An 11,138-nucleotide genomic window follows, 5' to 3' on the forward strand; every position below is an offset into this window, starting at 1 on the left:
TCCTTTCGGGGTCGTCCGGGAACACCGTCCCGGCTCCGAGCAGCGTATCGGCCCGCGGCCACCCGTGACGTCGACCGTCCGGACGGACCAGCGGGCAGGGCGCCCGGAACGCGGACGCGCGCTCAGCGCAGGCATGCAGGGAGGGGGGGGACGCCGGGATCGCGACGCGTCGCGGGAGCACCCCTGCAGTTGCGACGCGGTCCGCGATCCCGGCGGGTCTGTGGTCGGCGCGGATCGGCTCAGATCAGCTCGGATCAGCGCGGATCGGCTCGGTTCAGCTCGGTTCGGCGAGCTGGGCCTGCGCGGCGGAGTGGACCTCGACGATCTGCACCCGCGCCGAGCGGCGGTCGGTCAGCGGCGACGTCCAGGGCACGATGACCTGTTCCTCGTCGCCGTCGTCGAGCCGGGCGAGCCAGACACCGGCGATCGCGTCGATCTCGGTCATGGTCGCGGCCACGGCGGTCGCGGCCCCGTTCGCGCGGACGATCGCCAGGTTGTCGACCGCGTGGTCGGCGTTCATGTGCCGGAGGATCGCTCGGCGCGCCTCGTCGTCGAACGGCTCGGTCACGCGGTCACCGCCACGTCGCCGGCCCCGTCGGTCACCGGGCGACGCCGGGCGTCGAGCCCCTCGAGCAGGCCGTTGTTGAGCGAGTACGCCAGTTCGACCTCGGCGATGACCCGCTCCTGCTCCGCGGCCGTCCACGGCGCCGCGTCGAGCTGCGCACGGTAGGTGTCCTTGAAGGCACTCGGGTCCGCGACCTGGTCGAAGATGTAGAACAGGACGCCGTTCGTGTCGAAGCCGAACTGGTCGGAGAGCATCCGCCCGATCATCTGCCCGCCGGACAGGTCGCCGAGGTACCGCGTGTAGTGGTGCGCGACGAAGCCGCCCGGCCACTCGGCCGCGACCTCGTTGAGCCGCCGCACGTACGCCGTCGTGGCGGGGAGTGGGCAGACCAGCTCGGACCAGTCCGGGCCGATCAGGTACTCGAGGTCGGCGCGGATCGCCGGCATCCGGGTCAGCTGCGAGGTGACGAACGGCGCCGCCACCGGGTGGTCCGCCATCCGTTCGGCCGCACGTTCGAGGGCGTCGTACACGAACGAGTACTGTCCGAGCAACGCCGCGTAGTCGGCGACGTCGCACTTCCCGCCGAGCAGGTCGTGCATGAAGCCGTTCCCGGCCGAGGAACCGTGCGAGCGACGCGTGCGCTTGCGCAGCAGCTCGGAGAACGGGATGACGGTCGTGTCCATGAGGTAAGGCTAACCTTAGTTCGACAAACGTCAAGCAGGAGAGAGGACGCTCGTACCGATGAGCTCCAAGCCCAAACGCCCCCAGCACGTCTTCGTCGTCGACCGCACCGAGCGACTGTCGCCCCACATGGTGCGCGTCCACCTCGGTGGCCCGGCCTTCGACGACTTCGTGGGCACGGCCGACCCGGACAAGCTGGCCGCCACCGACAAGTACGTCAAGCTCCTGCTCGCCAAGCCGTCGCTCGGCCTCGAGCCCCCGTACGACCTCGAGGAACTGCGCGAGACGCTGCCGAAGCAGGACCGACCGGCCCGCCGGACCTACACGGTGCGGGCCGTCGACCACTCGGCGAAGACGATCGCCGTCGACTTCGTCGTGCACGGCGACGACGGGCTCGCCGGGCCCTGGGCCGCAGCGGCGCAGCCGGGCGACAAGCTCGCGCTGTCCGGTCCCGGCGGTGGCTACGCGCCCGTCGACGACCCGGACGTCACCCACGTCCTGCTCGGCGACGACAGCGCCCTGCCGGCCATCGGCGCCGCGCTGGAGTCGATGTCCGACACGGCCACGGGCGTCGCCCTGGTCGAGGTCGCCGGCCCTGCCGACGAGCAGGAGATCGCGCACCCGGCCGGGGTCGACCTGCGGTGGCTGCACCGCGACGCCACCGGCGCCCAGCCGGGCACGCTCCTGCTGGACGCGGCCCGGGCGCTGCCCCGTGCCTCCCGGCCGGTCCAGGTGTTCGCACACGGCGAGCGGACCGCGATGAAGGCGATCCGTCGGCTGCTGCAGGACGACTGGGGGCTGGAGAAGCGCGAGATGTCGCTGTCGGCCTACTGGGCGCTCGGCCGCGGCGAGGACCAGTTCCAGGAGGAGAAGCGCGAGCCGGTCGGCGTGATCTTCACCGACTGACCAGTCTCGGCCTGCCCGGTTCTTCCCAGAGCGGTTGCGATGGGAAGCGGAAACGGGCGTACCTGGTCGTCCCAACCGACCAGGTACGCCCGTCCCCGGCAGGTACGCACCGGTCCGGCACGGGTGTGCCCGGTTTCGGTAGGTACGCCCGGTCCCGGCAGGTACGCCCGGTTCTTCCCAGAGCGGGTGCGGTGGGAAGCGGGAACGGGCGTACGTGGTCGTTCCAACCGACCAGGTACGCCCGTTCCCGGCAGGTACGCACCCGTCCGGCGCGGGCGCGCCCCGGTCCCGGTAGGTACGCCCGGTTCCGGCAGGTACGCCCGGTCCTTCCCAGAGCGGACGCGGTGGGAAGCGGAAACGGGCGTACCTGGTCGTTCCAACCGACCAGGTACGCCCGTTCCCGGCAGGGACGCACCGGTCCGGCACGGGTGCGCGGGTGCGCAGGGCGGCCGGGAGGCCCGGGGCGCGTCGGTGGGTCCGGCTAGCGTTCCGGGCATGGTCACCTCGTCGTGCTGCGTGCCGGGTTGCGCGGGTCCCGCTGCGGACGCGCTCGCGGGCGTGCCCCTGTGCGCGACGCACGTCACGCTGGTGACCGAGTTCGCGGCCGAGCACGTCGGCGTCGAGGACACCCTGCCGGGCCCGTGCCCGGTGTGCGGATCCCGTGTCGGGGTGCGGTTCCCGACGGCGTTCGTCTGCGCACGGTGCGAGTGGCGGTGGGGCGACGTGCCCGACGGCGACCTCGCTCCCCCGCGGGTCGACGTCGTGTACTACCTGCGGATGCGCGACGACTTCGGCGACCGGGTGAAGATCGGCACCACGATGAACCCGAGGCAGCGACTGGCCGCGATCCCGCACCAGGACCTCCTGGCGTTCGAGCGGGGCGATAGGACGCTCGAACGTCGGCGGCACGCGCAGTTCGCGACCACCCGGTACCCCGGCACCGAGTGGTTCCGAGCGACACCGGAGCTGCTCGCGCACGTCGACGCCGTCGCGGCCGGTGTGGAGGACCCGTGGGACCTGCACGCCCGGTGGACGAGCGAGGCACTCGCCCTGCGCGGCTGACCGAGCGGACCGGAACGCGTCCGCGCCAGCGGCCCGCCCACGCCGGCAGCCCGCCCACGTCGGCGGCCCGCCCAGGCCGGTCAGGCCGCGCGGAGCATCCGGTCGGCGGTGCGCAGGGACAGCGCCATGATCGTCAGCGCCGGGTTCGCGATGACGGCGCTCGGGAACACCGAATTGTCGGCGATCCACAGGTTCGGGACGTCCCACGAGCGGCCGTCCGGGTCGACGACCGAGGTCTCGCGGTCCGCGCCCATGCGTGCCGTGCCGATGGTGTGTGCGGTGCGCTCGAGGACCCGGACGTCCTTGCCGCCGGCGGCCTCGACGATGGTCGTCATGGTGCGGACGGCGTGGCGGCGGATCGCGTCCTCGTTCGCGCCCGGGGTGAACGAGACCCGGGCTCGTGGCACGCCGTGCTCGTCGACCTCGTCCGCGAGGACCAGCCGGTTGTCGTCGTACGGCAGGCACTCGGCGTTGATGCCGACGCCCGCGGAGTGCGGGTAGTCCTGCAGCGCCCGCACGAGCTCGGCGCCGCGCAGGCCGCCACCCCGGATGAGTGTGTTGGCGAAGGTCTGCGGCTGCACGCCGAGGCTCTGGATCAGGTACCCGCCGGCGAAGTCCGCGTCGGCGGGGCGGACGAAGTCCTCGGTGATGATCGACGACGGGTAGCCGCGGTAGGAGCGCATCGACTCGTCGAACCGTGCCCAGACCTGGGTGGCGCCGTGCGCGGTGAAGTTCCGGCCGACCTGGCCGTTGCTGTTCGCGAGCCCGGTGTGCAGCAGCAGGCGCGGGGTCTCGATGCCGCCGGCGGCGAGCACGAGGGCCCGGCAGCGCTGCCGGTGTTCGCGGCCGTCGTGGGTGTACAGCACGGCGCTGACCTCGCCGGAAGCATCGAGCTCGATGCCGTGCACGAAGGAGTCCGGCCGGATCTCGGCGCCGAACGCCACCGCGGCGGGCAGGTAGGTGGTGTCCATCGAGACCTTCGCGCCGTTGCGGCAGCCCTGGTGGCACGAGCCGCAGGAGACGCAGGCGTGCCGCAGGCCGTGGTGCTCCTGGTGGCGGTCCTCGGTGGTCAGCCCGACGGGGGCGTCGGTCGCGGTGATGCCGGCGGCCGCCGCCCCGCGCATCATCATGTCCGACGAGGCGTTGCGCGCCGGCGGACGCATCCGGTAGCGGCGCGACGGGTCCCACGGGTAGTGCTCGGGGCCAGCGACCCCGACGTCGTGTTCGACCTGCTCGATCCACCCGGTGAGCTCGGCGTGGCTGATCGGCCAGTCCTCGCCGACACCGGACGCGGAGCGCAGCGACAGGTCGTGCGTGCTCGGACGCGGGGTGAACGCGCCCCAGTGCAGCGTCGAACCACCGACGCCGGTGCCGCTGTTGTTCGGGCCGAACGCCGTCGGTGCGCCGCCGCCGCTCAGCCGCTCGTCCATCCAGTTGATGTCCCCGGGGGCGGCGACCTCGTCGGGCACGTGCTCGCCCGGCTCGGTGTTGCGACCGGCCTCGAGGGCGACGACCCGCAGGCCACGTCGGGCCAGGGAGGCCAGCAGGGGCGCTCCGCCGGCTCCGGTGCCGACGACCACCACGTCGACGACGTCGTCCGTGCCGTAGGTGCGCTGTCCGTCGAGTCTCATCGTGCTGCTTCCGTCGTCGTGGTGTCGTCGTGCGTGTCGTCGCGACGGTCGGGTGCCGCTGGCTCCCAGGCCTCGCGCTGGTCGGCGGCGAGCAGCTGGAAGCCCTGCTTGCGGACGCCGTCGCCCCCGTTCGCGAAGCCGTCGAAGTCGATGGCCGCCATCGTCGCGGGGTGCGCGAGCCAGTGCTTCACGAGGTCGACGCTGGCGTCCTCGTACCAAGCGCGCAGCTGTGCTGCATCCATCACGGCGTCGAGCACACCGTCGGCGCCGTACCGACCGGCGGCCACGTCCTGCAGGGCGCTGTCGAGCACGCCGTCGTGCGCCGGCCCGGCGAGTACGTCGAGCGCTGCCCGGTACGCCTCGAGGTCGGTGGGCATGCCGTCGACGCGCCATCCGTCACCGAGCCCCGCGGCGAGCTGGTCGTCGACGCGCAAGGCGAGGTCCACCTGACCGTCGCCGGGCTGCGGCACGACGATGCGCGCGATCGCACGGAGGGTGCCGAGTTGCCGAGCAGTGAGCGCTCGCGGTTCGGCGGACGGGTCATCGGGCAGCGCGCGGGCCGCCAACAGGGAGCGCATGCGCGCGCTGACCCGCGGCGAGGCGATCACCCGTGCCTGCTCGACGGGCACGACGGGCGCCCCGGTGAACCGGCGGGTCCAGAAGTCGCGGATGCGGTCCGCCACCGCCTCGGGCTGCTCCCACGGCAGCAGGTGGGCAGCACCCTCGACGACGTGGAGTTCCGAGTCGGGCCAGTGCGGCAGCGTCAGGCGCCGCTGTGCCTCGGCGTCGAGGTCGCCGTCCTCGGCACCGGCGAGCACGAGAGCCGGCACGGGGTTCGGGGCCGCGTCGGACCAGTCCTCGCGGCTGCCGCGTGTGAGCCACGCCGTCCACGCTTCGGGATCGGCGCGCTCGACGTCCTGCACGGCCGTCGTGTGCCGCTCGGGCGCCAGGGTGGACGCGGTGTTCGCGTCGACGAACTCGGCGGCGTGTGCCGCGCTGATCGGGCCGTCCGCCGCCCAGGAGAGCATCGCGGCGCGGCGGTCGTCGTCCATCGGTTCGGGCGCCAGCGGCGAGGCCGCGAGCAGCACCACGGCGCGCAACCCGAACAGGCCGTTCGCGCCGGACATCGTGCGGTCGGCGACGACCGTGGCGACCTTGCCCCCCATGGAGTGACCGACCAGTACCCACTCGCTCGCGCCACTGGCGCCGATCGCGCGCTCGACGAGGACGGCCATCTCCTCGACGGTGGTGCCGGACGACGCCGGGCTGCGGCCGAAGCCGGGCAGGTCGATCCCGATGAGTTCGAGGTCGTCGCGGATCAGGGCACGGCGGAGCAGGGCGAACTCCTCGGAGCTCGCCCCCAACGCGTGGAGGCAGAACGCAGGGGTCACTCCTCTTGCCTACCGGTCGCTCCGCGGTGGACCCAGGCGGGGTGTACCCCGTCGGCGAATCCTGTACCCCGATCTGTCACCGCGCGTACGCGTCCACGAAGAGGTCGCCGCGGATCTCCCGCAGGGTGTCGGCGAGCCGGTCGACGGTCCGGCCGGAGATGCCGGACACCTGCAGGTCGTACGGCCCGAGCGCCGGCAGGCGTCCGGTGCGGATGCGCACGACCTCCCAGCCGACGGCGCGGACGGCGCGGTCCTTCCTGCGGTCGGTGTCCTGCCGCGGGCCGACGTGCTCGAGGCCGTGGCGACCGGTCGAGTCGTACTCGATCGCGACGCGCAGCTCGGGCAGGATGATGTCCGGCCAGACCTCGACGTGGTCGAAGAACGGCCGGTCGAGGCGGATCGCGGAGTGGTCGTAGGTGAACGCGAACCGGTCGGACAGCGCCGCGCGGAGCTCCGCCTCGACCGCGGACGCCGTCGCCGGGGCGCAGACGCTCGTGAAGGACTCGCCCGAGGGCAGCCGCGGGGTCTTCGGGCAGATCGTGCGGGGCACCGGCTGACTCGGACGTCGCGGCGTGCCCGGCGCCGGTCGACGTGCGCGGGTGCGGCTCGAGGCGACGGCACCGGCCGGGGTGCCGCGGGAGGGCGCGGCCGGCAGGGTCTGGCGACCGGTGGCCCGGACGACCCGCTGTGGGACCGGTACCTGCGACGGCCAGTCGGACGGCAGGACCGGCCAGCGCTGGGGCTGCGCCTGCACCGCGCACTCCGGGCACCACACCGAGCGTCGGCGTTCACGACCCGGTCGGGACCGCTGTTCGGACGGCGTGGCGACGAAGACGTGGCCGACGTCGCACTCCCACGTCAGCAGGACCTCGGCCGCCGGCGGGACCTGGGTCAGGACGACGCCGTGGTTCCAGTCCGGGTGGTACTGCCGGATGAGCACCGGGTACGGCGCCCAGTCGGCGCGGAACTGCCCGACGGCGTACGGCACCGCCTCGCCGCGCGACCACTGTCGGCGGCGCCACCACGCGTCGACGGGTTCGGCCACGTCCACACGCTAGGCACCGCCACCGACACTGCGGGAAACCGGGGTGCACTCAGCCCGCGAGGGCCTGCTTCGCGTACGCGACGAGCGCGTTCGCGTGGCCGTGGCCGAGCCCGTGCTCGGTCTTCAGCCAGGCGACGACCTGCATGTGCGGGTGGTCGTCGAGCTGCTCGGCGACCAGGTCGAGCCACTCCTGGACCGGGCGGCCGTACGTCTTCTCGATGCTCGGGAAGTACGACGCCGGCCCCTTCGCCGTGCTGCCGTCCGCCGGGGGCGCTGGAGCGGTCACGCGGTGCGCTGTCATGGCAGAACAGTACTGCGCACCGGCCGTCACGGAACGTCATGCGCGCGGCGACTGTGACGCAGCGTTCCGCCCCGTAGCGGTGTGTTTCACGGTGCGTTGTCCAGGCACCGCGACCCTTCTACGGTCGCGACATGACCGACACCAGAACGGGACTGCCCCGCGACGCGACCAGCGCCGTCGCCGGCACCGACGGGGTCGACGCGACCGGCGTCGACCACGCGGCCGGAACGCCGGGCGCACCACGGGCCTCCCGGCCGACCGTCGCGACCGACGCGAGCGACGCGCCCGACCCGGCCGACGCGACCGACACCTCCGTCGACGCCGCCGGACGCGCCGCGCTCGACCGACCCGTCCTCCCGCTGCGGCACCCGCTGCGCTGGATCGCCGCGGCCGTCGTGCTCGTGGTGCTCCTGAACTTCGTCGAGACACTGTTCACGAACGAGTCGTGGGGCTGGCCGGCCGTCGGGAAGTGGCTGTTCAGCCCGGCGATCCTGACCGGCCTGCAGCTCACGCTCGTCGCGACGGCGCTGAGCGCGGTCATCAGCTTCACCGGCGGCATCGTCGTCGCGATCGCCCGGCTCTCGCACAACCCGGTGCTGTCCGGGTTGGCGTGGGGCTACGTCTGGCTGTTCCGCTCCGTGCCGCTCATCCTCGTGCTCGTCTTCCTGTACAACCTCGGGTCGCTGTACCCGACGATCGGCATCGGGATCCCGTTCGGGCCGCAGGTCGAGGTCACCACGGCCAACGTCCTCGGCGACCTGGCCATCGGGGTGATCGGCCTGAGCCTGAGTGAGATCGCCTACGCCTCCGAGATCGTCCGCGCCGGCGTGCTCGCCGTCGACCACGGCCAGCACGAGGCCGCGCAGGCCCTCGGGCTCCCCCGGCGTCGCCAGTTCGTGCGGGTGATCCTGCCGCAGGCACTGCGGTCGATCGTGCCGGCGTTCGTGAACCAGGTCGTCGGGCTGCTCAAGGCGTCGTCGCTGCTGTTCTACGTGTCGCTGCTCGACCTGTTCGGGGTGGTGCAGAACCTGTCGAGCACCTACCCGACCGACATCATCCCGCTGCTCGTGGTCGCGACGCTCTGGTACCTCGCGCTCACCAGCGCGGTGTCGGTCGTGCAGTACTACGTCGAGCGGTGGACCGCCCGCGGCTCGGTCCGGGCGTTGCCGCCCACGCCGTCCCAGCGGGTGCGGGCCGCCGTGCGTCGCGGTTCCGGACGTGGGTCGGGACGGCCTGGAGGCCCGGATCGCGCCCGGCAGGCCGCCTCCGGCGCGCGCGTGGTCGCGTCCGGCCCCGCTTCCACCATCGACGACAGGACCATCTGATGAGCGCAGCGATCAGCATCCACGGAGCCGTCAAGGCGTTCGGTGACACGGTCGTCGTCGACGGCGTCGACCTGTCGTTGCCGTCCGGGAGCGTCACCGTGGTGCTCGGCCCTTCCGGGTCCGGGAAGTCCACGCTGCTGCGCGCGATCAACCACCTCGAACCGCTCGACCGCGGCGTCGTCACGGTCGGCGGCGAGACGATCGGCGTCCGGCTCCGGACCGGGCGCGACGGGGTCCCCCGCTACAAGGAGCTGCCCGAGCGCCTGATCCTGCGGCAGCGGTCACGGATCGGGTTCGTGTTCCAGCACTTCAACCTGTTCCCGCACCTGACCGCGCTCGAGAACGTGGCCGAGGGGCCGATCGCCGCCGGGGTCCCCCGTGCCGTGGCGCGCGACCGTGCGGCGGCCCTGCTCGAGCGCGTCGGACTCGGCGACCGTGGCGACACCCGGCCGCGGCAGCTCTCCGGCGGGCAGCAGCAGCGCGTGGCCATCGCGCGGGCGCTGGCGCTCGAGCCGTCGGTCGTCCTGCTCGACGAACCGACCTCGGCACTCGACCCGGAGCTCGTCGGCGAGGTGCTCGGGGTCATCCGGGGGTTGGCGGACACGGGCACCACGCTCGTCATCGTCACGCACGAGATCACCTTCGCCCGCGAGGTCGCCGACCACGTCGTGTTCCTCGACCACGGCCGCGTCGTCGAGCAGGGCTCCCCCGCCCAGGTGCTCGACGATCCGCAGCACGCTCGCACGCGGGACTTCCTGTCCCGCGTCCGCTGACGCCGTCCCCTCGACGTTCCTTTCTCCCCTTCCGCCTTCCCCTTCCACCCGATCCCAGGAGAACCATGTCCCCCACCACCTCCGCACGCTGGCGGAACCGCGCCGGCGCCCTCATCCTCGCCACCGGAGTCGTCGTCGCCCTCGCCGGGTGCGCCACGTCGGCGTCCGCCGGCTCGGGCTCTGGCTCCGGCGCGTCCGACGGCACGGTCACGATCGGCGCCGCGTCGAACGGTGCCGCCACCGAGACGAAGGTCACCGTCGACGCGGACGAGAAGCTGCACGACGAACTCCCGGCGTCGATCAAGAAGTCCGGCAAGCTCGTCGTCGGCATCGGTGCGCTGCCGGCCGGGTTCCCGCCGCTCGCGTTCACCGGCGACGACCAGAAGACGCTGACCGGCTCCGAGCCCGACCTCGGTCGTCTCGTCGCCGCGAAGCTCGGCCTCGAGGCCCAGGTGCAGAACGCCACGTGGGACAACCTGTTCGTCGGGATCGACGGCGGCAAGTACGACGCCGGGTTCTCGAACATCACGGTGACCGAGCAGCGCAAGGAGAAGTACGACTTCGCCTCGTACCGCCAGGACAACCTCGCGCTGCAGGTGCCGGAGGACTCCTCGTTGGCGTTCGACGGCGACCCGTCCGTGCTCGCCGGCAAGACGGTCGCCGTCAGTTCCGGCACCAACCAGGAGCTCATCCTGCTCGGCTGGAAGGCCGACCTCGCGAAGCAGGGCAAGACGATCACGATCAAGTACTACCCGGACGGCAACGCCGTGAAGCTGGCGCTCGACTCCGGCAAGATCGACGCCTACTTCGGGCCGAACCCGACGGTCGCCTACCAGAACACGTTGAGCGCGGACGGCGCGAACCCCACGAAGACGGCCGGCACGTTCTCCGGCGCGGGCGGGGACCTGCAGGGGCTCATCGCGGCGACGACGAAGAAGGACAGCGGGCTCGCCGAGCCCATCGCGGACGCCATCGACGAGCTGATCGACGACGGCACGTACGCGAAGTGGCTCAAGTCGTACAACCTGTCGAACGAGGCCGTGGAGCACTCCGAGGTCAACCCCGAGGGGCTACCGCTCGACGCGAGCTGAGCCGGGTCCGAACGACTCGGAACGACTCGGAACGACTCCCTCGATGTCGCACGACGTCGAGGGAGTCGTTCTGTGCGCGCGCGGGTGGTCGGCGCCGATGCGGAACGAGATCGTCGACGTCGCACGACGACCACGATGTCGTTCGTCGCGCGCGCATCGTCCGACATTCCACGAGGCGATCGACGCGTGCATCGTCGGAACATGCACGCGCACGGACCGCACGCGCACCGACCCCGAACGACATCGTCGACGTCGCACGACGACCACGGTGTCGCTCGTTGCACGCGCCGCCGGTTGCACGCGCGCACGAACGACGAGCCCGATGTCGTGCGACATCGAGCTCGTCGTTCCGGGTCGACACGGACCC

The 11,138-nt window shown here is 72.5% G+C and carries 11 protein-coding genes; 5 read left to right on the top strand and 6 right to left on the bottom strand.

The genetic code is table 11. The features are described from left to right. Window positions 1-274: 274 nt before the first annotated feature. Together EDF28_RS10200 and EDF28_RS10205 are read right to left on the bottom strand one after the other, a co-directional pair. Window positions 275-568, bottom strand: coding sequence for a DUF2470 domain-containing protein (locus EDF28_RS10200; protein ID WP_200849248.1), 294 nt, complete (start codon window positions 566-568; stop codon window positions 275-277). Then, on the bottom strand, window positions 565-1,248 hold the full coding sequence (locus EDF28_RS10205; RefSeq protein ID WP_123938194.1) for a heme oxygenase (biliverdin-producing): 684 nt from the start codon (window positions 1,246-1,248) through the stop codon (window positions 565-567). Before EDF28_RS10205 ends, EDF28_RS10200 begins: the two co-directional genes overlap by 4 nt. Window positions 1,249-1,306: 58 nt before the next feature. On the opposite strand from EDF28_RS10205, the gene EDF28_RS10210 reads away from it, so the two are divergent. Then, window positions 1,307-2,152, top strand: coding sequence for a siderophore-interacting protein (locus tag EDF28_RS10210; RefSeq protein WP_123938195.1), 846 nt, complete (start codon window positions 1,307-1,309; stop codon window positions 2,150-2,152). Between the two features lie 495 nt (window positions 2,153-2,647). Continuing rightward, window positions 2,648-3,214, top strand: a complete 567-nt coding sequence (locus EDF28_RS10215) for a GIY-YIG nuclease family protein (RefSeq protein WP_123938196.1) — start codon at window positions 2,648-2,650, stop codon at window positions 3,212-3,214. An 80-nt stretch (window positions 3,215-3,294) separates the two neighbouring features. Here the strand turns inward: EDF28_RS10215 and EDF28_RS10220 are convergent, their stop codons facing one another. The 4 genes from EDF28_RS10220 to EDF28_RS10235 form a co-directional block, all read right to left on the bottom strand. Then, window positions 3,295-4,845, bottom strand: a complete 1,551-nt coding sequence (locus EDF28_RS10220) for a GMC family oxidoreductase (RefSeq protein ID WP_123938197.1) — start codon at window positions 4,843-4,845, stop codon at window positions 3,295-3,297. Next, a complete protein-coding gene (locus EDF28_RS10225; protein WP_123938198.1) occupies window positions 4,842-6,236 on the bottom strand; it encodes an alpha/beta fold hydrolase in 1,395 nt (464 codons plus the stop codon). The genes EDF28_RS10220 and EDF28_RS10225 overlap by 4 nt, the downstream gene beginning before the upstream one ends. 76 nt (window positions 6,237-6,312) lie before the next feature. Next, window positions 6,313-7,281 carry a hypothetical protein gene (locus tag EDF28_RS10230; RefSeq protein ID WP_123292853.1) on the bottom strand — a complete coding sequence of 323 codons (969 nt, stop codon included), beginning with the start codon at window positions 7,279-7,281 and terminating at the stop codon, window positions 6,313-6,315. Between the two features lie 49 nt (window positions 7,282-7,330). Further along, window positions 7,331-7,582, bottom strand: coding sequence for a DUF4287 domain-containing protein (locus EDF28_RS10235; protein WP_123938199.1), 252 nt, complete (start codon window positions 7,580-7,582; stop codon window positions 7,331-7,333). Between the two features lie 131 nt (window positions 7,583-7,713). Here EDF28_RS10235 and EDF28_RS10240 point away from each other — a divergent pair, with 131 nt between their 5' ends. The 3 genes from EDF28_RS10240 to EDF28_RS10250 all read left to right on the top strand — a co-directional run bounded on the left by EDF28_RS10240 (window position 7,714) and on the right by EDF28_RS10250 (window position 10,771). Continuing rightward, window positions 7,714-8,907, top strand: coding sequence for an amino acid ABC transporter permease (locus tag EDF28_RS10240; protein WP_260154848.1), 1,194 nt, complete (start codon window positions 7,714-7,716; stop codon window positions 8,905-8,907). Next, complete coding sequence (locus EDF28_RS10245; RefSeq protein WP_123938200.1) at window positions 8,907-9,680, top strand: amino acid ABC transporter ATP-binding protein; 774 nt, start codon at window positions 8,907-8,909, stop codon at window positions 9,678-9,680. Before EDF28_RS10240 ends, EDF28_RS10245 begins: the two co-directional genes overlap by 1 nt. Before the next feature lie 65 nt (window positions 9,681-9,745). Continuing rightward, window positions 9,746-10,771 (top strand): transporter substrate-binding domain-containing protein, encoded by a 1,026-nt coding sequence (locus EDF28_RS10250; RefSeq protein ID WP_123938201.1) that lies wholly within the window; start codon window positions 9,746-9,748, stop codon window positions 10,769-10,771. Window positions 10,772-11,138 lie beyond the last annotated feature (367 nt).

The organism is Curtobacterium sp. PhB137 (genome assembly GCF_003814955.1).
Lineage (GTDB): Bacteria > Actinomycetota > Actinomycetes > Actinomycetales > Microbacteriaceae > Curtobacterium.

Coding starts and splice junctions, on each gene's coding strand:
- EDF28_RS10235 (WP_123938199.1), bottom strand. CDS start 7,582: ATGACAGCGCACCGCGTGACCGCTCCAGCGCCCCCGGCGGACGGCAGC.
- EDF28_RS10205 (WP_123938194.1), bottom strand. CDS start 1,248: ATGGACACGACCGTCATCCCGTTCTCCGAGCTGCTGCGCAAGCGCACG.
- EDF28_RS10240 (WP_260154848.1), top strand. CDS start 7,714: ATGACCGACACCAGAACGGGACTGCCCCGCGACGCGACCAGCGCCGTC.
- EDF28_RS10245 (WP_123938200.1), top strand. CDS start 8,907: ATGAGCGCAGCGATCAGCATCCACGGAGCCGTCAAGGCGTTCGGTGAC.
- EDF28_RS10220 (WP_123938197.1), bottom strand. CDS start 4,845: ATGAGACTCGACGGACAGCGCACCTACGGCACGGACGACGTCGTCGAC.
- EDF28_RS10215 (WP_123938196.1), top strand. CDS start 2,648: ATGGTCACCTCGTCGTGCTGCGTGCCGGGTTGCGCGGGTCCCGCTGCG.
- EDF28_RS10250 (WP_123938201.1), top strand. CDS start 9,746: ATGTCCCCCACCACCTCCGCACGCTGGCGGAACCGCGCCGGCGCCCTC.
- EDF28_RS10210 (WP_123938195.1), top strand. CDS start 1,307: ATGAGCTCCAAGCCCAAACGCCCCCAGCACGTCTTCGTCGTCGACCGC.